Origin of the sequence: Paenibacillus sp. FSL K6-0276 (genome assembly GCF_037977235.1) — a bacterium.
GTDB lineage: Bacteria > Bacillota > Bacilli > Paenibacillales > Paenibacillaceae > Paenibacillus_AQ.
Map to the genome: position 1 here is coordinate 36840 of NZ_CP150276.1, position 22816 is coordinate 59655.

General features: G+C 44.5%; 23 protein-coding genes and 1 riboswitch. Of the genes, 21 read left to right on the top strand and 2 right to left on the bottom strand.

The genetic code is table 11. From position 1 onward, the window contains the following. Positions 1-8 precede the first annotated feature (8 nt). From yabA to rsmI, 3 genes are all read left to right on the top strand, one after another. Positions 9-374: a DNA replication initiation control protein YabA gene (yabA, locus tag MHH52_RS00160; RefSeq protein WP_042123089.1), complete on the top strand. Its 366-nt coding sequence runs from the start codon at positions 9-11 to the stop codon at positions 372-374. A 215-nt stretch (positions 375-589) separates the two neighbouring features. Continuing rightward, positions 590-1360 carry a tRNA1(Val) (adenine(37)-N6)-methyltransferase gene (locus tag MHH52_RS00165; protein ID WP_340005936.1) on the top strand — a complete coding sequence of 257 codons (771 nt, stop codon included), beginning with the start codon at positions 590-592 and terminating at the stop codon, positions 1358-1360. Then, entirely contained in the window at positions 1357-2268 is a 912-nt protein-coding gene (rsmI, locus tag MHH52_RS00170) for a 16S rRNA (cytidine(1402)-2'-O)-methyltransferase (RefSeq protein ID WP_340005937.1), read from the top strand. Before MHH52_RS00165 ends, rsmI begins: the two co-directional genes overlap by 4 nt. Before the next feature lie 507 nt (positions 2269-2775). Here the strand turns inward: rsmI and MHH52_RS00175 are convergent. Then, positions 2776-3030, bottom strand: a complete 255-nt coding sequence (locus MHH52_RS00175) for an AbrB/MazE/SpoVT family DNA-binding domain-containing protein (RefSeq protein ID WP_042123095.1) — start codon at positions 3028-3030, stop codon at positions 2776-2778. A gap of 304 nt (positions 3031-3334) precedes the next feature. On the opposite strand from MHH52_RS00175, the gene MHH52_RS00180 reads away from it, so the two are divergent. The 13 genes from MHH52_RS00180 (at position 3335) to MHH52_RS00240 (ending at position 15923) form a co-directional block, all read left to right on the top strand. Further along, positions 3335-4618, top strand: a complete 1284-nt coding sequence (locus MHH52_RS00180) for an HD domain-containing protein (RefSeq protein WP_340005938.1) — start codon at positions 3335-3337, stop codon at positions 4616-4618. Between the two features lie 50 nt (positions 4619-4668). Next, positions 4669-5439 (top strand): TatD family hydrolase, encoded by a 771-nt coding sequence (locus MHH52_RS00185; RefSeq protein ID WP_340005939.1) that lies wholly within the window; start codon positions 4669-4671, stop codon positions 5437-5439. 197 nt (positions 5440-5636) lie between these two features. Beyond that, positions 5637-5867, top strand: a riboswitch (cyclic di-AMP (ydaO/yuaA leader). A gap of 281 nt (positions 5868-6148) precedes the next feature. Then, entirely contained in the window at positions 6149-7312 is a 1164-nt protein-coding gene (locus tag MHH52_RS00190) for a ubiquitin-like domain-containing protein (RefSeq protein ID WP_340005941.1), read from the top strand. 176 nt (positions 7313-7488) lie between these two features. Continuing rightward, complete coding sequence (gene rnmV, locus MHH52_RS00195) at positions 7489-8040, top strand: ribonuclease M5 (RefSeq protein WP_313640508.1); 552 nt, start codon at positions 7489-7491, stop codon at positions 8038-8040. After that, positions 8037-8921: a 16S rRNA (adenine(1518)-N(6)/adenine(1519)-N(6))-dimethyltransferase RsmA gene (rsmA, locus tag MHH52_RS00200; protein WP_340005943.1), complete on the top strand. Its 885-nt coding sequence runs from the start codon at positions 8037-8039 to the stop codon at positions 8919-8921. Before rnmV ends, rsmA begins: the two co-directional genes overlap by 4 nt. Positions 8922-8992: 71 nt before the next feature. Next, positions 8993-9895: a sporulation peptidase YabG gene (yabG, locus tag MHH52_RS00205; RefSeq protein WP_313640506.1), complete on the top strand. Its 903-nt coding sequence runs from the start codon at positions 8993-8995 to the stop codon at positions 9893-9895. A 317-nt stretch (positions 9896-10212) separates the two neighbouring features. Further along, the gene (locus tag MHH52_RS00210; protein ID WP_019914493.1) at positions 10213-10488 is read left to right on the top strand and encodes a Veg family protein; all 276 of its coding nucleotides are present in this window, start codon (positions 10213-10215) and stop codon (positions 10486-10488) included. 145 nt (positions 10489-10633) lie between these two features. After that, positions 10634-10810, top strand: coding sequence for a small, acid-soluble spore protein, alpha/beta type (locus MHH52_RS00215; RefSeq protein ID WP_340005945.1), 177 nt, complete (start codon positions 10634-10636; stop codon positions 10808-10810). A gap of 140 nt (positions 10811-10950) precedes the next feature. Beyond that, positions 10951-11805 carry a 4-(cytidine 5'-diphospho)-2-C-methyl-D-erythritol kinase gene (gene ispE / locus MHH52_RS00220; RefSeq protein ID WP_340005946.1) on the top strand — a complete coding sequence of 285 codons (855 nt, stop codon included), beginning with the start codon at positions 10951-10953 and terminating at the stop codon, positions 11803-11805. Between the two features lie 75 nt (positions 11806-11880). Next, positions 11881-12708, top strand: coding sequence for a pur operon repressor (gene purR / locus MHH52_RS00225; RefSeq protein WP_313640503.1), 828 nt, complete (start codon positions 11881-11883; stop codon positions 12706-12708). 210 nt (positions 12709-12918) lie between these two features. Further along, a complete protein-coding gene (gene spoVG, locus MHH52_RS00230) occupies positions 12919-13209 on the top strand; it encodes a septation regulator SpoVG (protein WP_042123119.1) in 291 nt (96 codons plus the stop codon). 272 nt (positions 13210-13481) lie between these two features. Beyond that, the gene (glmU, locus tag MHH52_RS00235) at positions 13482-14882 is read left to right on the top strand and encodes a bifunctional UDP-N-acetylglucosamine diphosphorylase/glucosamine-1-phosphate N-acetyltransferase GlmU (RefSeq protein ID WP_340005947.1); all 1401 of its coding nucleotides are present in this window, start codon (positions 13482-13484) and stop codon (positions 14880-14882) included. Positions 14883-14969: 87 nt separating this feature from the next. Further along, positions 14970-15923, top strand: a complete 954-nt coding sequence (locus MHH52_RS00240) for a ribose-phosphate diphosphokinase (RefSeq protein WP_339318165.1) — start codon at positions 14970-14972, stop codon at positions 15921-15923. An 89-nt stretch (positions 15924-16012) separates the two neighbouring features. On the opposite strand, the gene MHH52_RS00245 is transcribed toward MHH52_RS00240, so the two are convergent. Further along, positions 16013-16213 carry a hypothetical protein gene (locus tag MHH52_RS00245; RefSeq protein WP_340005948.1) on the bottom strand — a complete coding sequence of 67 codons (201 nt, stop codon included), beginning with the start codon at positions 16211-16213 and terminating at the stop codon, positions 16013-16015. Between the two features lie 124 nt (positions 16214-16337). On the opposite strand from MHH52_RS00245, the gene pth reads away from it, so the two are divergent. The 5 genes from pth (at position 16338) to spoVT (ending at position 22801) form a co-directional block, all read left to right on the top strand. Continuing rightward, on the top strand, positions 16338-16898 hold the full coding sequence (gene pth / locus MHH52_RS00250) for an aminoacyl-tRNA hydrolase (RefSeq protein ID WP_313640500.1): 561 nt from the start codon (positions 16338-16340) through the stop codon (positions 16896-16898). Between the two features lie 86 nt (positions 16899-16984). Further along, on the top strand, positions 16985-17215 hold the full coding sequence (locus tag MHH52_RS00255) for an anti-sigma-F factor Fin family protein (protein ID WP_313640499.1): 231 nt from the start codon (positions 16985-16987) through the stop codon (positions 17213-17215). 131 nt (positions 17216-17346) lie between these two features. Beyond that, the gene (mfd, locus tag MHH52_RS00260) at positions 17347-20871 is read left to right on the top strand and encodes a transcription-repair coupling factor (RefSeq protein WP_340005951.1); all 3525 of its coding nucleotides are present in this window, start codon (positions 17347-17349) and stop codon (positions 20869-20871) included. Beyond that, on the top strand, positions 20858-21901 hold the full coding sequence (locus tag MHH52_RS00265; protein WP_340005953.1) for a peptidylprolyl isomerase: 1044 nt from the start codon (positions 20858-20860) through the stop codon (positions 21899-21901). Before mfd ends, MHH52_RS00265 begins: the two co-directional genes overlap by 14 nt. Before the next feature lie 357 nt (positions 21902-22258). Next, positions 22259-22801: a stage V sporulation protein T gene (spoVT, locus tag MHH52_RS00270; RefSeq protein ID WP_094877222.1), complete on the top strand. Its 543-nt coding sequence runs from the start codon at positions 22259-22261 to the stop codon at positions 22799-22801. Positions 22802-22816 lie beyond the last annotated feature (15 nt).

Below are 22816 nucleotides of genomic sequence, written 5' to 3' on the forward strand. Positions count from 1 at the left end.
GTGGAAACTTGGAGAAAAAAAATATATTTGCACACATGCAGGATATGGAAGCACAGATGGAAACGATGCGCGCCAATCTTGGAGAATGGAAACAGACGGTAAAAGAACTGATGGAAGCTAATCAGAGGTTAACTCTGGAGAATGAACAGCTTCGCAAAATTTTAAAGCGGGATGCACCTTTGGATCCTACCGTAGATTCTGCGGAGGCGGAAGCTCTTTTAGCTGCCGGAGAGGGAACAGAAGAGGTTGTCGGGGAAGGTTATGACAACTTGGCCCGACTTTACCATGAAGGCTTTCACATCTGTAATGTTTATTTTGGACATTTACGCACGGAAGGTGATTGTCTGTTCTGTCTTTCTTTTCTTAATAAATGAGGATATCCAGCCGTAGGAGATTGATCCTACGGTTTTTTTTGAATTTTAGCAAATAGACTGGGCAAAACATATGCTTACGAAGTAAGTTTCGTCTCGATGATTTATTCAATGAAGCTTAGCTAAACAAAACAAAGTCTATGCTTACGAAGCAGTTTTGTTTCGATGATTAATCAATGAAGTCAATGCTCAACAAAACTTTTAGGAGATTACATTACATGACGAATTCTAACGATAGTTCTGCTTCTTTGTTACCAACGGAGCGGGTGGATGATTTACTAACGCACGACTTACGTATTATTCAAAGTGACGAAGTATTTAGCTTTTCTATGGATGCTGTATTGCTTGCCCGTTTCGCCAGCGTTCCGCCACGTGGAAGAGTACTCGATCTATGTACAGGAAATGGTGTAATACCTATTTTGATGACGACCCGAACAAAAGCTTCTATAGAAGGTATTGAAATACAGCCCCGTTTAGCCGATATGGCTCGGCGTAGCGTGGCTCTAAATGGGTTACAGGATCAAGTTATGATCCATGAAGGCGATTTACGTGAGTTATATAAAGTAGCAGGGCATGGCGTATATGATGCGATAACGGTCAATCCTCCTTATATGCCGCTTAACGGCAGTGACCTCAAGCTGAATACTCATCAGGCAATGGCTCGTCATGAAATCGGATGTACACTGGAGGAGGTCATTCAAGCCTGTGTGAGACTGGTTCGCACCGGAGGAAAGGTAAGTATGGTTCATAAGCCACAACGATTGGTCGATATTATTAGTCTGATGAGAAAATATAGGCTCGAGCCTAAGATTATTCGCTTTGTACATCCACGTGCGCATCTGGAGGCTAATATGGTATTAATCGAAGCGATGCGTGATGGCAAGCCGGAGGTTCGTTTACATCCACCACTCATTGTATATAATGAGGAGAATCAATACTGTCCAGAAATTATGGACATCTACTATGGTGCTAAAGAGGGTAAATCATGACGATATCATGCCAAAGCAGTTTTCAAAACAATAACAATACACATAAGCAGGAGTCAACAGGTTCACTCTTTTTGGTGGCAACACCTATCGGTAATTTAGAGGATATGACTTATCGCGCTGTTCGTACATTGCAGGAATGCGATATTATAGCTGCTGAGGATACAAGACAAACTCGAAAATTGTTGAGCCATTTTGAAATTTCACCTTCCATGCTGTTCAGTTACCATGAGCATAATAAGGCTGCTAGTGGACCTGAACTGATCCGCTATATAATAGAAGGAAAAAATTTGGCTCTCGTCAGCGATGCCGGTTTACCAGCGATTTCTGACCCTGGTGCAGACCTTGTAGCCCTTGCCATAAGTCACGGCATACCAGTAATTCCTATACCCGGAGCTAACGCAGCTTTGTCAGCTTTAATCGCCTCCGGTCTGCCTACGACTACATTCACTTTTATCGGTTTCTTACCTCGAGAACGTAAGGATATCCGTTCGGTATTAAGTCCTCTTCGTTCGGCTCAAGGAACTTTGCTATTGTACGAATCTCCACATCGTGTGGTTAAGACATTGGCCCATCTTCAAGAGGCATTCGGTAATCGCCGAATTGTGTTGGCGCGTGAATTGACGAAGAGGTATGAAGAGTTTTTACGTGGGACGATCGAGGAATGTACGCTTTGGCTCGCTGAACATCCACCGCTTGGTGAGTATGTCATCGTCGTTGAGGGTGAGAGCAAGGAAGATGCTGAAATCGCGGAATCGGCTTGGTGGCGCCAGTTAAGTATTGAAGAACATGTTGCTCATTACGAAGCAGCAGATATGTCACGTAAAGAAGCTATGAAAAAAGCAGCCTCTGACCGTGGTGTGGCAAAGCGCGACATTTATAATGCACTGCTGGATAGAGCTGAAGATTAAATGGTGTAGGTAAATTGTGCTTGAAATTGTACTTGAGCCATTAAACATGAACAATGGAAATATAAGTGTGTAAAATACAATTAAATTGTTTAATGGTAAAAAACACATGAAATAACTAATATTGAATACAACTAAGATGCTCTTAGGTCAGTTTTGAGCTCGTCACAGTCAACCGAATCCCGTAGGGAGAGCGATTTGATGCATTTAGTTTAGCTTAGTGGTGTGCTGTGGCCAAAAGCCAATGCATGACAAGGCTTGAGGGTGGTTCCCAAAAGGAATCCCAATATAGACCAGTTTATGGTACAAGCTCGCTTCACTTCTAGCTCTCACCACATTAACCAGAAATATCGAGTGTTCAGGAGGGGGGATACTCTTCTGGACACCCTTTTGGGAGGGGTGAAACAGGTGAAAACAGAAAAAAAATACCTCCCGCGGTCACGGGAGGTCAAGGAGATATGAAAAGGTTAGAATTAACAATTTGATTAGTTCTATTATATACTATTTATTTTAGTTTGTCACAGGGGTAGGGATGGTAGAAATGCATTCATGACAAACTATTTTTCCTTTGAAGTAAGTTACGTTCTCAGCATTGCCGCAGAAAATGCAGGCAGGCTCATATTTCTTAAGCATAATGCGCTCACCATCAACGTAAATCTCAAGTGCGTCTTTTTCACCAATGCCAAGAGTACGGCGCAATTCAATGGGAATAACAACCCGTCCAAGTTCGTCTACTTTTCTTACAATTCCTGTTGATTTCATCATAACAATCGTTACTCCTCTCAATGTTCCAAAAACGTCATTATTCGACATTGTTCACTGTTTTATGATATTTATAATACCAACGATTCCCAAAACAGTCAACCTTTTTTCATATGTTAATTAAGAATATTTTCACGAAAACTTTGAATTACCTATAAAGATTACGAATTCTTAAAAAAGTGTAAAAAATAATTTTGTCGATTTACCAAGACTAAAAGCGTCATCATTCGACAAAGTGCGACATAATTTCTTATTATATACTTATATTGGTTAAAATCATATTAAATTAAAAAAAGGAGTTGATCTCATGAAGCAGCCGCTCACGGAAGAAAAGGTTTTCAAAGATCCAGTTCACAATTATATCCACGTGCAGGATACTATTATTTGGCGACTAATAAATACAAAGGAGTTTCAACGTTTACGCCGAATCCGCCAGCTGGGCACCTCGTATCTCACTTTTCATGGTGCAGAGCATAGTCGGTTTTCTCATTCCCTTGGGGTATACGAAATTACACGTAGAATCATTTCGCAATTTGAACGAAGCGGGTATAAGGATTGGATTCCTGAAGAAAGTTTGCTCACCTTGTGTGCGGCCTTGCTGCATGATCTGGGGCATGGTCCATTTTCTCATTCTATAGAAGAAGCTTTTGAAATGAATCATGAGGATTGGACTTGTCGCATTATTCTGGAGGACACGGAGATCACTGAGATTTTGCGTGATGTGGAGGACGACTTTCCTCGTAAAGTAGCTTCTGTGATCTCCAAAACTTATGAGCATGAAATTGTTGTGAATCTGGTTTCCAGTCCGCTAGATGCTGATCGTATGGATTATTTGCTGCGTGATGCGTACTATACAGGTGTAAACTATGGAACGATCGACATTGATCGGATTTTGAGAATGCTGCGTCCTTATAATGGTCGGGTTGTTGTAAAAGAATCGGGGATGCATGCGATAGAAGATTATTTAATGTCGCGTTATCAAATGTATTGGCAGGTATATTTTCATCCGGTTACGCGTAGCTCTGAGATTATTTTGCGACAAATTTTCCGCAGAGCTAAGGAGCTTTTCCAAGAGGGGTACACTTTTGGTTTTATGATCAATCCGCTGGAAGACCTGTTCCGAGGAGAGGTAACGGTGAAGCAATATCTAATGCTAGATGAGGCACTGGTACAGACTGCTTTTATGCAGTGGACGCTTGAACAAGACGAGCTATTAAGCGACTTGTGTACACGTTTTATTCATCGTAAACTGTATAAATATGTTGAGATGGAGAATCTCGATACAGAAATGATTGCTGTAATTCGCAGTAGTTTTGCGGGAGCGGGACTTAACGCAGAATATGACTTGGAGATTGATTTTCCGACAGATCTACCCTATGATGTGTTCCGTCCAGGAGAAGCTTTTGACAATAAGCAAATTTTACTGCTTGATCGGCATGATCATCTGAGAGAAATTTCAGAGGTATCGGATATTGTGCGCTCCATTAGCGGCATTCATCGTGGAAGATATCATCTTTATTTTCCGCAGGATAAGTTGAGAAAAGTGCTTACTCGATTGCCATCTTCTATAGCAGAGATTTTTGCAAAATAATACAAATAAATATGGGACTATTGATAAAAATATCAAGGAGTGAGATCAAAATGTTTCTGTTTGACACACATACACATCTAGATGCACCTCAATTCGACGAGGATCGCGAAGAAGTTATTGCTCGTGCTGTAGAGGCAGGAGTTAGTAAGATGATTAATATCGGATTTAATCGGGAGACGATTCCCTCAACGATGAAGCTGGCGGAATCTTATGATTATATTTATGCTGCAGTGGGTTGGCATCCGCAGGATGCGATTGATATGAAAGAAGGAGATCTCGATTGGATCGCTTCTTTGTGCAGTCATAAAAAAGTGGTGGCCATCGGGGAGATCGGACTGGATTATTATTGGGATACTTCTCCCAAGGATGTGCAACATGAGGTTTTTCGCAAGCAAATTGGACTAGCCCGCGAACTAAATATGCCGATTTGTATTCATGACCGTGATGCCCATGAAGATGTTGTACGGATTTTACGGGAGGAAAAGGCAAATGAGGTTGGAGGCGTGATGCACTCGTTCTCAGGAAGTTGGGAAACGGCTAAAATGTGCTTGAATCTTGGTTTTCATTTATCGTTTGGAGGACCCATTACGTTCAAAAATGCAAGAGTGCCAAAAGAAGTGCTTGCGCAGACCCCGCTAGACCGATTATTGATCGAAACGGATGCTCCATATTTGACTCCGCACCCCTTCCGCGGGAAGCGTAATGAGAGTGCTCATGTGAAGTTAGTAGCAGAGGCAGCGGCTGAAATTAAAGGGTTAACATGGGAGGAATTGGCTGAAATAACGTATGCGAACGCACTGGAACGATTTGGGATTGTCTGAAAACGGGAGTAAAACAGGTGAAAAATAAAGAATGGCCGATATATTAAACTTTTTTAATATAAAAACGGCTGAATATTACAATATTTTAACCATTTATTTGCGTAAACGTGGTTGAATCGTCCTTTACAACATGCATCAAAACAGGATATCATCTTTTCAGTGATGTGAGCTGTGTTATAGTGACAGCCATTGATTCATGGATCGTCTCGCTGAGTCTCCGTATGGAGAACGGGGGAACCAGTATTGAATCTGCCGCATGCCTGTATCTTGAATACGGCTTAGACGTGCCGCAGGACAATATTTGATTTCTTCACGTGGTCTTTGGGGTGAATTCAAGGGCAACCGCCATGAGCGGGTGACCTGAGATAGGGCGTCTCTCTTTCGTCCGAACCCGACAGCTAACCCCGTAAGCGCAAGTAAGAGAGGCAACCTCGTGCACATACATTCTCTATTCTGACATTGGAGAAGCCACGAAAGAGTCCTCAGTTGAACTCTTTTTAGGCTTTTTTATTTTTGAATAAACGGAATGTTGCCCACATACTGTTATATAACAGGGGTGGGAGTAGCTGTGCCGAGCAGGCGATCCATGAGCAGGAGACGCTAAGTTATTACGTGCGTATCCTGTGACAATCTCAAATAGTTTCGTCAAAGGAATTCAGTCCTCATGATATACAATTGACGACGGGGCTATGTAAGGAGGATGGAGAGAATGGGCGTATTCCAACCAGAAGTATCCCATGATTCGCAGTCATCCAGCAGGTCTTTCGCATTACGGTGGGAGCAAGTAAATACTCGCGTACTTTTACTTGCGGGCGTGATTTCAGTCGCTATCGCGCTACTTATTCTGCTGTACGTACACGGTCAAAGTAACAAACAATTATTTTTAGTAATAGACGGGCAAACACAGACGCTTCAAACGCGTGAGTCACTTCTTGGTGATGTGTTGGAGAAAGAGCAAATTCCGCTGCAGCCGCATGATGAATTATCTTTAGGTCTGAGTGATGAAATAAAAGACGGTGACCGTGTCGTCATCAATCGTGCGCAGAAAATTAGCCTTACTGCGGACGGAGCAACAAAAACGTTATATACGACCGAGGATACAATTGGTAAAGCAATTGACAAAATGGGCATCACCCTAGAAGATCATGATAAGATTTTCCCTTCGTTAGACACCACCATTTCTGCCAACATGGAGATTAAGATTGTTCGCATCAACAAACAGACAGTACAGCGAACAACTAACTTACCCTTCAGAGTCATCAAGACAGCAGACCCCTCCCTTACTGTGGGAACAGTTAGAGTGGCACAGGCAGGCAAACCAGGCGTCATGATTCAGCATATTGAAAAGATCTACCAAGACGGAGAACTGGCTTCTATGCGCATGATTGGTAAGGAAGTACAAACGGTAACGAAAGATAAGATTATTGCCGTTGGTACCAAAGCACTTCCTAAGCCGGCTATAGCTAAGACTACAACAACTTCCAAATCAAACACCACTTCCAAAACGGCTAAGGTTAGCGCTAAGGCTAATAACGTCACAAGCAAGGCTGGCGTAGACTTTGAGTACAAGAAGATGATTAAGAACGTCTCCATGACAGCTTATTCATCAGAAGAGCCAGGTATAGGTACCAAAACTGCTTCCGGAACACGCGTAACGGAAGGTCGAACGATTGCAGTAGACCCAAATGTAATTCCTATTGGCTGGTGGGTATATATCGAGGGGCTTGGATTCCGCCGTGCAGAAGATACTGGCGGTGCCATTAAAGGCAATAAAGTAGATGTCTATTTCGACTCACTGAGCCATGTTCGTAATTTCGGTCGTAAATCACGTACCGTTTATGTGATTGGGCCTGTGAAACCGGAGCTTAACTAGAACTGAAGCTTTTGCAAATTAACCTTTGATAAGATATAGTGATGGTAACCGTTAAGGAACGCCAGATGATCATTTCGTTGATCGCAGAGCAACCGCTCATCACTTATAAATTCTTTAACCAAAAGAAGAGGAGCGAAACCTCTTCTTTTTGCTTTTTTTGGGAGGAGTCAAGAAATATGATTAAGGAATTAATTGTCGTTGAAGGTAAGAGTGATACCGTCGCTGTTAAACGCGCTGTAGAAGCAGATACGATCGAAACAGGGGGCTCGGCTGTAGACCGGACCGTAATTGCGAAGATCGCGCTTGCTATGGAGCGTAGAGGCGTGATTATTCTTACGGACCCGGATCACGCGGGTGAGCGAATTCGTAAGATTGTATCCGCGAAGGTGCCGGGCTGCAAGCACGCCTTCATTCCGGAGAAGGACGCAACCCGCAAAGGGGATATCGGTGTGGAGAATGCATCTCCAGAGGCGATTCGTCATGCGCTGCGGAATGTACATACCTCCTTTGAAGGAGCACCTGCCTTGATTGGAATTGATGATCTAATGGCCGCAGGTATGCTTGTACACCCTCGGGCAGCTGAAAGACGTATGGCGCTTGGTAATTTGCTTGGAATAGGATATTGTAATGGCAAGCAGCTGTACAAGCGGCTGGCGATGTTTGGAATCACGCGGGAGGAATTTGCCGGAGCTCTCGCCCAAATTGATCAGGGGGGCATTACTTCATGAGTGGTAGAGAAGAAATTTCGACTCCAAAACGGACAAAAGAAATTATTCAGCGTTATGGATTCAAGTTCAAGAAGAGCTTAGGACAGAATTTTTTGATTGATCAAAATATATTGGACAAGATTGTAGACGCTGCTGGGCTAGAAAGCGACTCAGGGGCATTGGAGATCGGTCCTGGGATCGGGGCCCTGACGGAGCGCTTGGCGTTAACAGCGGGTGCGGTAACGGCTGTAGAGATCGACCGTAGACTTATTCCCATTTTAAGGGACGTACTTTCTCCTTATCCGCATGTTAAGGTTCGTAATGATGATGTTCTGAATGTAAATCTGCAAGAGCTGTTTAAGGAAGATTTTGCATCCGTGAACAAGGTAAGCGTAGTTGCCAATCTGCCGTATTATGTGACGACTCCGATCCTGATGAAGCTCCTCGAGGAGAAGCTTCCGCTCGATAACATCGTTGTAATGATTCAGAAAGAGGTTGCGGAGCGTATGGCTGCTTCTCCGGGAGGTAAGGAATACGGGAGCCTTAGCATTGCCGTGCAGTACTACAGCGAGCCTGAGCTCGTCTGTATTGTGCCACGTACGGTATTCATTCCTCAACCTAATGTGGAGTCAGCTGTAATCCGTCTGAAGGTAAGAGAGCATCCACCGGTAGAGGTTGAGAGTGAGAAGCATTTCTTTGAGGTCGTCCAAGCTTCCTTTACACAGCGCCGCAAGACGATTGCTAACAATCTCAAGGCACGCTATTTCCCTGAAGAGGGACGTGAGCGTCTGGAGGCTTTACTCGCTGAAGCCGGTATTGAACCGACCCGGCGCGGAGAAACGTTAAGTCTAGAAGAATACGCCCGATTGAGCGGTGTTCTGCTGGCCGCTGGAATCGTATAAGCTAAAAACATGGCTAGTTATGAACCAACTGAGGCCTTTGCCCATACGATGGGGTAGAGGTGGTGGTTGTAATGAATTTAGGAGACTTGGTCGTTCGCAAATCTTATGGCGGTGATTTGACCTTTCGTGTAGATCATATTATGCAGGACAGAGCCGTCATTAAAGGCACAGATTTCCGTCTGTTGGCGGATTCTCCTTTGAATGACTTGGTTCAGGTGCCTCCTACCCGAATTACGGAACGAGGACAACAAGCACAGATTAAAGCGAATGAATCACTGACACAGCTGCGGAAAGACCGACAGGAGCAAAGTCAGCGGAGCGGGAGCGCTCTTTCAGAAGGGGCATGGGCTCCAACGCCCAAGGAAGCTGCTTATTTTGAAGTACCAGGGAAAGTGCTGCATCTGGATGGCGACCCGGCGTATTTGAATAAGAGTCTCAGCTTATACGAGCAATTGCGGATCCCTGCTGAAGGTCATCATGTTCATGAGTCTGCAATGGCTGACACTTTATACCGGCTGCTGCCCCGCGTGCGTCCAGATATTGTGGTGATTACCGGTCATGACGGGGTGCTGAAGCAACAGCATACTTACGATCTTCACAGTCTGAACAGCTATAAAAATTCGCAAAACTTCGTAGCTGCTATTAGGGTAGCTAGGGAGTATGAGCGGAATTTTGATGCGTTGACTATTGTTGCAGGTGCTTGTCAGTCACATTTTGAAGCACTGCTGGGGGCAGGGGCGAACTTTGCCAGTTCTCCTGGACGGATATTGATCCATGCTTTGGACCCAGTATATGTAGCGGCAAAATCGTCGTTTACGTCCATTAGGGATACAGTGAATCTGAGTGATGTTTTGAATAACACCATCAGTGGTAACCAAGGGATCGGCGGTGTTGAGACCCGTGGCAGTTTCCGTATTGGGATGCCGCGTCTGCAGAACTTGTCAGCACTAAAAGTGACACCTTCTGCGATTTAATCGACAGGGATAGGTCTATTTTTTAAGGCTAATAGGTAATTTCGAGTGGCCGAATAGAATAACGGGAAGAGAGGGTGAGCGATGAGCTTAACCCTTTTTTTACGGGAAATGGAAGCTATCTTTAGAGAACATCAATGTTATTTCTTCTTGCTTTGTGGCAACCCTATTACAGATAACAAGGATATTAGTTCGCCTCTGATTCCCCGTAAAAAAATTCCGTTGACAACCAAATATTCATCATCTATAATTATTTATTTGATTTGACAAACGCCTGGGAAAGTTGTATAATGGACAAGAAAAGAGGTGGTCGTCAGGCAATGGCTAATAACGCGCTGTTGGAAATCAAACGCAGTCTCGAAGCTCACGTCGGTCATAAGATCACGTTGCGTGCAAACGGAGGTCGTCGTAAAACCGTTGAACGCACCGGTGTCCTGGAAGAAACGTACCCTTCTGTATTTATTGTCAAACTGGATCAGGAGCAGCAAACATTCAAGCGAGTCTCCTATAGCTATGCCGATATCCTTACCGAATCTGTGGAAATCACAGTTTGTGAAGACGATGGGCAGATGCGGATTATGTATATTAAAGCTTAATGTTTCACGGGCAGCTTCCTTTGGAGGCTGTTTTTTATTTAAGTATTTTTGCGGGTAAATATTCGGTGAATGATCCTTGTTCTTAGCAAGCATACTAATTGGGCAATGGGTTTATCATTTACTTTCATAAGGGAGGAATTCCGTAATGAGCCGCAGAAAACGAAGCATGATGTCGGAAGAACTAAAGACAGAGTTAGCCAAGGAGCTTGGTTTTTACGAAACAGTGGAACGTGAAGGCTGGGGAGGAATAAGGGCAAAGGATGCCGGTAATATGGTAAAAAGAGCGATTCAGCTCGCTGAACAGGCTGCGCGGAAATCTTAATCTATAGGGTGTGAACAATTATTTAACGAAAAAGGGTGCGTCTAACTGGCGACACCCTTTTATTATTGGACTTCATTAGAAGTTTTTCATATAATATGTTAAGTTGTTTTTACGGGAAAAGCTGAAGGTGGGTGAACGCCTTGAAAATGTATGAGAAGGCACCAGCGAAAATTAATTTGATGCTGGATGTGCTGCACAAGCGTGCTGACGGTTTTCATGAGGTGGAAATGATTATGACCATGGTGGATCTAGCAGACCGTTTAGAGCTGTCTGAGCTGCCAAGGGATACTATTATAATATCAAGTCAAGCGGGTTATATTCCTCTAGATGAGAAGAACCTGGCCTTTCAGGCGGCTAGGCTTATTAAAGAGCGTTATAACGTGAAGAGTGGTGTACATATCCATCTGGACAAAAGAATACCGGTCGCTGCTGGCCTGGCTGGAGGTAGCAGCGATGCAGCAGCTACGCTGCGTGGCCTGAATCGACTGTGGCGCCTAGGCATTCCTGCGCAGGAGCTACAGGAGCTTGGCGCTGAGCTTGGCTCAGATGTGCCTTTCTGCGTTACAGGCGGCACTGCCTTGGCAACAGGACGTGGCGAAAAGTTGACGCCGATTAAGAACCCTCCGCAGTGCTGGGTAGTGTTGGCCAAGCCACCTATCAATGTATCGACTGCTGAAGTATATGGACGCGTTCGGAGCAATAATATAGCTGTTCATCCTTCAGCTCGGGAGATGCAGAACGCGATCGAAGCTGGGGATTTTGGGGGCGTGTGTAACCATCTGGGCAACGTGCTTGAGGATGTTACCCTAAAACTACATCCAGAGGTCCAACAGCTCAAAGAGGCAATGGTTAAGCTTGGAGCAGACGGAGTGTTAATGTCCGGCAGCGGTCCTACAGTGTTTGGTTTAGTGTCCAAGCAGTCTAAAGTAGCAAGAATTTATAACGGACTGCGAGGGTTCTGCAAGGAAGTCTACGCAGTGAGATCACTGAATTAGCATGCTTCTCTTGTGTAAACCCGTACAAAAGTGATATATTTTTCTAAAATATTCGGTTTTGGCGAGGAGCATTCCGTGAAGAAATTAAAAAGAAGCCAACGTTTGGTAGACATGACTCAGTTTTTACTTGAGCGGCCATATGACCTACTGCCGCTGTCTATATTTGCCGATCGGTATGGAGCGGCTAAGTCCTCCATCAGTGAAGATTTGGCTATCATAAAAGAAGTATTTGAAGGCGAGGGCATTGGAGAGCTTCAGACCTTAGCCGGTGCAGCAGGTGGAGTACGTTATATTCCTGTTATGCCTAAAGAAATGGCGCTCTCTTTTGTTAAACGTTTATGTGTGCAGCTGGAACAGACAGATCGGATTTTGCCTGGCGGTTATTTGTATATGTCTGATCTGCTTGGATTGCCATCTCTGATGGAACAGGCGGGGAAGATCATCGCAACGGCCTTTTATGGATCGGAAATCGATGTGGTGATGACAGTAGAAACCAAAGGGATTCCGCTAGCCTATGCAACGGCAGCACAGCTCGGATTGCCAGTTGTACTAGTGCGACGTGACCATCAGGTTACAGAAGGCTCAGCAGTAAGCATTAATTATGTATCTGGATCGCATAAGAGCATACACACCATGTCTCTTTCCAGACGTGCACTTAAGGAGAAATCGCGGGTACTCATCGTAGATGACTTCATGAAGGCGGGCGGAACCGTTCGAGGTATGGTTGATTTGCTCGGCGAGTTCAATGCCGAGGTTGCTGGAGTGGGTGTATTAGTCGAATCAGGTGCAGTAGAGACGGAAGAGCGTCTGTTGCATGACTATGTGTCTTTAGTGAAGCTGAGCGAGGTAGACTCGAAAGAGCGACGGATATCAGCACATCCGGGTAACTATTTTTCCTCTTGATTTGTTGACGTTTCTACGTTTTCAAAAAGCGTGGAAATTGTCGAAAACGTAAGGGATATTAAGAAAATCACCCGATACATGTCGAAAACAAAAGATTTTAAAAAATATATTTCTTTTTTAGGTATTTTATGGAATCAAAAAGAAGGAATTCGCTTTGCTGTGTGGAATTATACACCAAGTCTCTGATGGAAAAAGGTGGTGAACACACACATGCAAATTACGGATGTCAGACTCCGCCGCGTTAACTCTGAGGGGAGAATGAAAGCAATCGCATCCATTACAATCGATAACGAGTTTGTTGTTCATGACATTCGCGTCATCGATGGTAATAACGGGATGTTTGTTGCAATGCCCAGCAAGCGTACACCGGATGGCGAATTCCGCGATATCGCTCACCCGATTTCTTCGGGAACACGCGAGAAGATTCAATCCGCGGTTCTAGCCGAGTACGATCGCGCCGCTACTGAAGAAGAAGAAGAAGTTATTGAAGAGGGAGCCTAGGCTACCTCGGAAGACGGCTACCTTTTGGGTGGCGTAGGATCCGCCGTTTTTGATAAGATCATACCGAATATACTTCATGACTTAAGCAGCTTGATCTTGCAAGAAAAGCTAGCGCTAGTGAAGGATTTGACGACATCTTCGAAAGGCAGCGATAAATGCTTTTCTAACTTGGGGTTTATAGAAAAGGGAACCATGACTTCATGGTTCTCTTTTCTTTTTGCCCGGAATGAGATATATTCAGTAGTGAGTTCAAGAGTAGGAGGTTGGCATTCTTGAAAAGAATGGCTGTAGTACTTGCCGCAGGTCAAGGCAAGCGAATGAAATCTAAATTATATAAGGTGCTGCACCCCGTTTGCGGTAAGCCAATGGTAGGGCACGTGCTTGATACAGTAAAAGCGACCGGATGCCAGCGCACCGTTGTTGTTGTTGGGCATGGCGCAGAGAAAGTTAAGGCCTATGTAGGGCAAGGTGCGGAATACGTGCTGCAGGAAACTCAGCTCGGTACTGGTCACGCTGTCAAACATGCAAAGGATTTGCTTGCTAGCGAAGAAGGAACAACTATTGTTATTTGTGGTGATACACCGCTTGTAACCACAGAAACTCTGGAAGGGCTTATGGCACTTCATGAGCAGCGTAATGCGGCTGCAACCGTATTGACTGCTGTAATGGGTCAACCTGCAGGTTACGGAAGAATTATTCGTGGTGAAGATGGCGGTGTTCTGAAGATTGTAGAGCAGAAGGATTGCACTGCTGAAGAAGATGCTGTTCAAGAAATCAATACAGGCACTTATTGCTTTGATAACGCTAAGTTATTTGCAGCACTAGAGAAGGTTACGAATACCAATAACCAGCAGGAGTATTATTTGACCGATGTGATCGGTATACTTCGTTCGCAAGGCGACGTAGTTCTGGGATATCAGGCTCACGATGCTGCGGAATCTATTGGCGTTAATGACCGTTTAGCTTTGTCAGAAGCAGAAGGTTTTATGCGTCAACGTATTAACCGCAAACATATGCTGGGTGGCGTAACCATCATCGATCCTGCCTCCACATATATCGGAGCAGATGTAGTCATTGGATCAGATACAACGATCTATCCAGGAACTATCCTGAAGGGGAAAACTGTAATCGGTGAGAACTGTGTGATCGGACCCGCAAGCGAAATCGAAGATTGTCAGATCATGGATGACGCAACGATTAAGCAGTCCGTATTGAATCAAGCACAAGTTGGCGCACGGACTACCGTTGGGCCTTTTGCCTATTTGCGTCCAGGTTCTATACTCGGAGAAGAAGTGAAGGTTGGAGATTTCGTCGAGATCAAGAATGCAACGATTGGTGACGGTTCTAAGGTGTCACATCTTAGTTATATTGGCGACGCCTCTGTTGGTAAGAATGTAAACGTCGGTTGCGGTGCGATTACTGTTAACTACGACGGGTATAATAAATTTACGACAACAATCGCAGACGATGCCTTTATCGGTAGTAACGTTAACCTTATTGCTCCGGTTTCTGTGGGCAAAGGGGCTTTTGTTGTAGCTGGTTCGACAATTACACGTTCCGTTTCAGAGAACGATCTGGCTGTTGCCAGAGTAAGACAGGAGAACAAACCGGGATATGCAGAGAAGATCCGTTCCCGTGCAAAAGCGAAGAAAGACCACTCGAGTCCATCGTAAAGCGTTGCTAAGAAGCGCCGGACGGACTTACATTTCCGCGCCGGCGCCTTTGGAAAGCTAAATTCCGTCACGGAGGGTTTAAATTTTATGACTTATTGTGATTCCAAATTAAAGATTTTCACCTGTAACTCCAACCCTAAGCTAGCTAGTCAAATTGCTGATTACATCGGAATTCCGATGGGTGAATCGCACACTACAAGTTTTAGCGATGGAGAAATTCAGGTCAAGCTGTCAGAAAGCGTTCGGGGTTGCCATGTTTATATTGTTCAATCCACCTGCGGCCCGGTTAATGACAACCTAATGGAGCTTTTGGTTATGGTAGATGCACTCAAACGTGCCTCCGCAAAAAGCATCAATGTGGTTATCCCTTACTATGGTTACGCTCGTCAAGATCGTAAAGCTCGTTCCCGTGACCCTATTACGGCCAAGCTGGTTGCCAATTTGATTGAAAAAGCCGGCGCTCACCGTGTAATTACGATGGACCTTCATGCCATGCAGATTCAAGGATTCTTTGATATTCCAGTGGATCACTTACTGGGAGTACCGATCCTGGCTCAGTATTTCCGTTCCAAACAAATCGAGAATCCAGTTGTCGTATCACCAGATCATGGTGGTGTAGTACGTGCAAGAAAGCTTGCTGATTTCCTGAACGCTCCACTTGCGATTATAGACAAGCGTCGCCCAGAGCCAAATGTCAGCGAGGTCATGAACATTATCGGTAATATCGAAGGCAAAACAGCCATTCTGATCGATGACATTATCGATACTGCTGGAACCATCGTACTTGGTGCTAATGCTTTGATGGAAGGTGGCGTGAAGGAAGTATACGCTTGCTGTACACACCCAGTATTGTCCGGTCCTGCACATGAACGTCTGGAGAATTCTCCAATTAAAGAAATTATCGTGACGGATACGATTCCAATTCGGAGCGAGAACCCAACTTCTAAGCTCAAAGTGTTGTCCGTGGCTCCACTTATGGGTGAGGCGATTATCCGCGTCCATGAAGAGTTGTCGATTAGTAAATTGTTTGAGATTGAATAAATATAAATCAATTAATAGTACAAAAGGGTTACACCTCCGTTCTCGGAGATGTAACCCTTATCGGCGTGATACAGGTGGAAGCGCTGGCTTCAATACCCGGCGCGGGAGACAAAGGTGAATATGCTGCGGTTATAGAGTGTCCCTTGCAGCTCCACAAATCCTTCGTCCATCGCTGTTAATACACCGATGTCAATGTGCACGTCGCCTCTGTATATTTCCACAGGCACTGCATATTGGATGTGGTACTGGAAATCGCGCTGATGTGTTAAGATTTCACCTCGATGTAGCATAGGTTATCACCTGTCTTCGGAGTATAATTTCGCTCTGGTTGCACAGAGATATGTAGATAAGATCTATTGTACCAAAAACGAACTTCTCTTGCCGGAGAGTCGGATGGAAAGGAAAGGTTCGATAATGAAATGGATTGTCGGATTGGGAAATCCGGGAACACAATATGCGAAAACAAGGCATAATGTTGGCTTTATGGCATTGGATGAGCTTGCGGCCCAGAACGGAATTTCTTTCAACCAAAGCAAATGTAAATCCGTAATCGGTGAAGGTGTTATTGGGGGAGTCAAAACCGTATTGATTAAACCGATGACCTTTATGAATTTGTCCGGTGAGGCCGTTCGCGCTTATATGGATTATTACAAAGTTAAACTGGAAGATATGATCGTCGTTTACGATGATCTGGATACCGAAATTGGAAAAATTCGATTGCGTTATCAAGGAAGCGCTGGTGGACATAACGGAATTAAATCCATCATTCAGCATGTAGGTACACAAAGCTTTAACCGGGTACGAATGGGTATTTCTCGTCCTGAACCGGGTTTTGCGATAGTGGATTATGTTCTCTCTTCTTTTCCTAAAAAGGAAGGCGATCCTCTGAAGCAAATGATCCTTAATACTTGTGATGCACTGGAGTACAGCTTACAGAATTCTTTCGAACAGACGATGGCTAAGTTCAATGGTTGATCTTGTAAACTCTGTTAGTTATGAAGGCTAAAGATGATGCTCCCCGGACATACTGAAGGTATATAGTACCTTCAGGAGGCATATAGATGGCAATAAACTATGTATGTAGGCACTGCAAGACATCTCTAGGCAGCATTAATAGAAGTGATGTTACAGAAATGCAGTTGGGCCTTCATTCCTTGACCCCTGCGGAGCGCAGAGATATAATAGCGTATAATTCAGAAGGTGAGATCACGGTAAAGGTGACTTGCGACTATTGCAAGGAGGCTTTAGAGAACAATCCGGAGCTTAGCCTGCTGTCAAGTCCGCTTCAGTAGGTGATAGCGCCTGTCTCTATCGTCATCCGCAAGCCTTGGCGTTACAGCTGAGGCTTCTTTTCGATTCCAATCATAACAGGTGACGGTGGCATTGGCTTCTGTTAGCCTGTTTAGTAAGAGAGGTGCGCCTGTTGTTACAAGGTATTATAGAAGCTTTTTCCAAGGATCCCGATTTCCAGTCTATCACCCAGGGTGTTGCTGCAGGTATGAAAGAACAGCTCATATCGGGGCTTACAGGTTCTGCTAGACAGATCATGCTTGCAGCACTACATGAAGAGACGGCTCGTCCCTTACTTGTGGTGACTCATAATATGTTTTCGGCTCAGAAAATGGCCGATGATTTACAGGAAGCGCTTTCCCCAGAACGAGTTCTTCTCTATCCTGCTAATGAACTTGTGGCAGCGGAAGCGGCTGTTTCAAGCCCAGAGACACTGGCTCAGCGTATTGATGTGCTGACCAAATGTGCTCAGGGCTTCCGTGGTATTGTCGTAGTTCCCTACTCGGGAGTGCGCAGATTGCTCCCTGCTCCAGAGGTTATGGCGGAGGCGCAGGTTACGGTTACCCAGGATGGAACCCTTGCTCTGGATGAATTTTTGATGTCCATGATCGAAATGGGTTATGAAAGAGTAGAACGGGTTGAGAATCGCGGTGAACTGAGCGTACGAGGCGGGATTATTGATTTTTATCCAATGACTTCTCCCTTAGCTTATCGGGTTGAGTTATTTGATGATGAGGTTGATTCCATAAGAACTTTTGATCCAGTGGATCAGCGTTCTATTGATAAGGTACGTAGTGTGAAGATTACACCGGCTAAAGAGATCATAGCGAGTAGATTTCGTCAGGAAGCTGCTTCTGCTGAAGCATCGGTTATGCTGGAACGACAGTTGGAGAAAATGGCGGATCGGCAGGCTAAGCTGCGACTAAAGGAAGAAATAGGCCGTGAGCTAGAAATGCTGCGTGAAGGAACCTATTTCCCTGAAATCTATAAATATATCAGTCTCTTATACCCTGAACGCTCTCATTTATTTGATTACATGGCCCAGGATACGATCCTTATTCTCGATGAGCCGACAAGACTGCTTGAAACGGCAAAACAGCTCGAAAGAGATGAGTCGGAATGGAACCTGCATTTGATGCAAAACGGCAAAACATTGCCGGATCTGGATCTCTCTGTCGAGACGGATGTTGTTATGTACCAGCGTCCGTTCCAAAGCCTGTTTATGTCGATCTTTTTGCGCCAGGTCCCGCATATTCAACCTCAGAACATTCTTGGATTTATTAGTCGTGGGATGCAGGATTTCCATGGCCAGATGAATGTACTCAAATCGGAGATGGAGCGTTGGCAGAAGTCCGGTGTGAAAGTAATGATGCTTGCGAGTAGTGAGGAACGAATTGAACGTGTGCGCAGAGTCCTTTATGATTACGGCATTGATGAGCCAACGATTGTACAAGGAAATCTGGGTTCTGGCTTTGAGCTGCCCTCTATTCATTTAGCTGTTATAACTGAAGGAGAAATGTTCTCTCAGAAGCAGCGGAAGGCACGGAAGATATCTAAGGGAATAGATAATGCTGAACGGATCAAGAGTTATACTGAACTGAAAATTGGCGATTATGTCGTTCACCAGAACCATGGTATCGGTAAGTATATGGGGATCGGCACGCTGGAGGTCAGCGGTATTCATCGCGACTACATGCATATTTTATATGCAGGCGGTGATAAGCTCTCGGTTCCGATTGAGCAAATTGACTTGATTCAGAAATATGTCGGTTCCGAAGATAAGGAGCCGAAAGTATATAAGCTAGGCGGTAATGAATGGACACGGGTGACCAATAAGGTTCGCTCTTCCGTTCAGGATATTGCTGACGATCTAATAAAACTGTATGCCGAACGCCAAAGTGCTGCTGGATATGGTTTTGAGAAGGATACGCAGGAACAGCGTGAATTCGAAGAGATGTTCCCTTACGAGGAGACTCGGGATCAGCTTCGGGCTATCGAAGAGATTAAGAAGGATATGGAACAGAATCGTCCAATGGACCGACTCCTTTGTGGAGACGTTGGTTATGGTAAGACTGAGGTAGCTATACGAGCGGCTTTTAAATCAGCGATTGAAGGTAAACAGGTAGCTGTGCTGGTACCGACAACGATTTTGGCTCAGCAGCATTATGAGACCTTTCGGGAACGTTTCGCTAATTATCCGCTTAATATTCAAGTCCTAAGTCGTTTCCGCAGCCGTAAGGAGCAGAATGAGACGATTAAAGGCGTTCGGGCGGGAACTGTTGATGTAGTCATTGGTACACACCGTCTGTTGTCTCAGGACCTTGTATTCAAGGATCTCGGTTTGTTGATTGTAGATGAAGAACAGCGGTTTGGCGTTACTCATAAAGAGAAGCTGAAAAAGTTAAAAACGAATGTAGATGTTCTTACCCTGACGGCAACTCCAATTCCCCGTACACTGCATATGTCGATGCTGGGAGTGCGTGATCTGTCCGTTATTGAGACGCCACCAGAGAACCGTTTTCCTGTGCAGACTTATGTTGTTGAGCATAGTCAGACGCTTACGCGGGAAGCTGTCGAACGCGAACTAGCTCGCGGCGGTCAAGTCTACTATCTCTATAATCGCGTGCAGGGCATTCAAGAAATGGCTGCTCAAATTTCTATGCTTGTACCTGAGGCGAGGGTAGGCATCGGACATGGTCAAATGTCGGAGTCTGAGCTAGAGAAGACGATCCTTGACTTTCTTGATGGGGAGTACGACGTGCTTGTCAGCACAAGTATTATTGAGACAGGTGTAGATATTCCTAACGTAAATACGCTTATTGTACATGATGCGGATAAGATGGGCTTGTCTCAGCTCTATCAGTTACGTGGACGTGTGGGCCGGTCCAACCGGATTGCTTACGCTTATTTCACGTATCAGCGGGACAAGGTTTTAACTGAAGTGGCAGAGAAACGGTTGCAGTCTATTAAGGAATTTACAGAACTCGGTTCTGGTTTCAAAATAGCGATGCGAGATCTATCCATTCGTGGTGCGGGCAACTTACTTGGCGCAGAACAGCATGGTTTTATTGCGTCAGTGGGATTTGATCTATACTCACAAATGCTGGCGGAGGAGATTCGTAAGCGTAAGGTTACTGTGCTTGGGGAGGAAGATACCTCGCTGAAAGAAGGCAATACAGTTATTGATTTGTCGATTGACGCGTATCTGCCATCCGAATATATTTACGACAGTATCCAGAAAATTGAAATCTACAAAAAAGTTGCGGCAGTAACTTCCTTCGATGATGCTTCTGAGCTTGAGGATGAGCTCTTGGATCGGTTCGGAGAATTGCCTGAAGCAGTTGTTAATCTACTTTCCGTGGCTCGTCTGAAAGTGTATGGAAAAATGTACGGCATTGATTCTATGATCAGACGCAGTGATGATGTTACCCTGAATTTCTATGAGGGAAGTCTTGGCGCTCTGGACACGGCCAAACTCGCTAAAGTTGGAAATAGCTTCGAAAGACGTGTACAATTTGATAGGGATGCTAAAGCCAGTATCCTAGTTAAATCGAAAGATTTAAGTGATAAACAGCTGCTTGACTTGCTTGAGCAGTTTCTTAAGGAAGCTAAACAGTCTTTTAAATCGAAGGGAGAACTACACAATGTCGTTAAATAAATCAAAATCATGGAAAGTGCTGCTCGTTTCATTAGCAGCAGCGGTTTCCTTTTCTATGCTAGCAGCATGCGGTAATGCCGAAGATAGCAGTAAGGCAGTAGCGACTTATAAAGGTGGAACAATTACAGAGAAGGAATTCTCAACAGATCAAAAAATCATGAAATTGCTCTCCCCACAACAAGCGCAATATTTAGAGATTGAGGCTTTTAAGGAATCTATTTTGAAACAGGAAGTGGGATTTGAATACTTAGCTTCCAAAGCAACGGATGAAGCGAAGAAGCAGGCGAAGAAAGAGGCAGATAGCCAAATCGCAGACTTGAAGAAAGCTCTGGGCGACAATTATAAGAAAACGCTAAAAGACGCTGACGTTACTGAGGGCGATATCCATAATTATATGGAGCGTGTGTTGACGGTCTATCAGGATATGCTGCTTAAAGTGACAGACGATCAGGTTGTCAAAGAATTTGAAGCTACAAAAGGTGATTTTACGGTAGCCACTTTGCGTCATGTGCTAATCGGTCTGAAAGATGCTAATAACAAAGAGCGCACTAGCGAAGAAGCACTGAAAATCGCGAAGGAAGTTAAGGCAAAGCTAGATGGCGGAGCTGATTTTGCAGCAATCGCTAAGGAATACTCTGATGATACAAGCTCTAAGGAAACAGGCGGAGAATATAAAGATACAGCTGTAGGCACGTATGTAGATGAGTTTAAGAAGGCTGCTCAAACGTTGCCTCTAAACACCATTAGTGATCCTGTAGAGACTTCTTTCGGTTACCACATTATCAAGGTGGAGTCCCGTACAGATAAAACATTTGACCAGTTAACGGATGAGCAAAAAGAAGGCATCAAGAGCTCTATTGTGTCCAAGAACCTAGAGGCGTTCATGGAGAAAGATCTGGAGGGCATTATTGAGAGCATCAATCTGCCGAAAAGCTCTGCTGCTGCAGATGAATCCGGAACAAAAAATAGCGAAACAGAAGCCACTACAGCTCCAAGTGCATCCCCAAGCGCTACAAAAGCTGCTGAATAAACATCGGTAAAAATGGACAAGCTTACCTTATAAAAAGCCATCCTCACTTAATGTGAAGATGGCTTTTTATAAATATAAGGTAGTATAAGTTTCACACTATACTTTTTCCTTATATTTCTCGCTTAAGCGCTTACCGTCCTTATTAAGGACGCCGAAGGCGTTTAATGCTTGTTCGAAGAAACATTTGTAGAACGGGCTTTATCTTGATACAGATATTAATACATGTCAGCTTATGTATAAGGATCTGGGAAGAGATGAATACTATGGTCAGATATTACGATAAATCACTGGGATTATCCTTTCCCATAATGGACAGTAGTAAGACCATACTTCTTAAGAAAGCGGGGCACATGTGAAATGAAAGCTACTGGAATTGTTCGGCGTATTGATGATCTCGGACGAGTGGTTATTCCCAAAGAAATTAGACGTACTCTACGGATTAGAGAAGGCGACCCACTGGAAATTTTCGTCGATCGGGACGGTGAAGTCATACTCAAGAAATATTCCCCGATTGGCGAGCTCGGTGACTTTGCAAAAGAGTACGCGGAGTCATTGTTCGAAGGTACTGGGCATATTACGATGATTGCTGATCGTGATACCTTTATTGCCCTTGCTGGGGGCTCCAAGAAGGACTATTTGGAGAAACAAGTAGGAATTCTCTTGGAGAAGGTCATGGATAGTCGTAAGACTGTACTGGAAACCAACGAAGGCAGTTATGAAATCGCTAAAGATCATCCGGATTTGGTGTCCTCATATGTAGCCTCACCGATCATTTCCGGTGGAGATCCTATTGGTTGTGTAGTGATGGTAAGCAAGGATGATTCGGCGAAAATGTCGACAATGGAAGTGAAAATGGCCGAGACCGCTGCCGCATTCCTTGGCAAGCAAATGGAGCAGTAATCGTAATGTAGACCC

Coding starts and splice junctions, on each gene's coding strand:
- MHH52_RS00165 (WP_340005936.1), top strand. CDS start 590: ATGACGAATTCTAACGATAGTTCTGCTTCTTTGTTACCAACGGAGCGG.
- rsmI (WP_340005937.1), top strand. CDS start 1,357: ATGACGATATCATGCCAAAGCAGTTTTCAAAACAATAACAATACACAT.
- MHH52_RS00175 (WP_042123095.1), bottom strand. CDS start 3,030: ATGATGAAATCAACAGGAATTGTAAGAAAAGTAGACGAACTTGGACGG.
- MHH52_RS00180 (WP_340005938.1), top strand. CDS start 3,335: ATGAAGCAGCCGCTCACGGAAGAAAAGGTTTTCAAAGATCCAGTTCAC.
- MHH52_RS00185 (WP_340005939.1), top strand. CDS start 4,669: ATGTTTCTGTTTGACACACATACACATCTAGATGCACCTCAATTCGAC.
- MHH52_RS00190 (WP_340005941.1), top strand. CDS start 6,149: ATGGGCGTATTCCAACCAGAAGTATCCCATGATTCGCAGTCATCCAGC.
- rnmV (WP_313640508.1), top strand. CDS start 7,489: ATGATTAAGGAATTAATTGTCGTTGAAGGTAAGAGTGATACCGTCGCT.
- rsmA (WP_340005943.1), top strand. CDS start 8,037: ATGAGTGGTAGAGAAGAAATTTCGACTCCAAAACGGACAAAAGAAATT.
- yabG (WP_313640506.1), top strand. CDS start 8,993: ATGAATTTAGGAGACTTGGTCGTTCGCAAATCTTATGGCGGTGATTTG.
- MHH52_RS00210 (WP_019914493.1), top strand. CDS start 10,213: ATGGCTAATAACGCGCTGTTGGAAATCAAACGCAGTCTCGAAGCTCAC.
- MHH52_RS00215 (WP_340005945.1), top strand. CDS start 10,634: ATGAGCCGCAGAAAACGAAGCATGATGTCGGAAGAACTAAAGACAGAG.
- spoVG (WP_042123119.1), top strand. CDS start 12,919: ATGCAAATTACGGATGTCAGACTCCGCCGCGTTAACTCTGAGGGGAGA.
- MHH52_RS00240 (WP_339318165.1), top strand. CDS start 14,970: ATGACTTATTGTGATTCCAAATTAAAGATTTTCACCTGTAACTCCAAC.
- MHH52_RS00245 (WP_340005948.1), bottom strand. CDS start 16,213: ATGCTACATCGAGGTGAAATCTTAACACATCAGCGCGATTTCCAGTAC.
- pth (WP_313640500.1), top strand. CDS start 16,338: ATGAAATGGATTGTCGGATTGGGAAATCCGGGAACACAATATGCGAAA.
- MHH52_RS00255 (WP_313640499.1), top strand. CDS start 16,985: ATGGCAATAAACTATGTATGTAGGCACTGCAAGACATCTCTAGGCAGC.
- MHH52_RS00265 (WP_340005953.1), top strand. CDS start 20,858: ATGTCGTTAAATAAATCAAAATCATGGAAAGTGCTGCTCGTTTCATTA.
- spoVT (WP_094877222.1), top strand. CDS start 22,259: ATGAAAGCTACTGGAATTGTTCGGCGTATTGATGATCTCGGACGAGTG.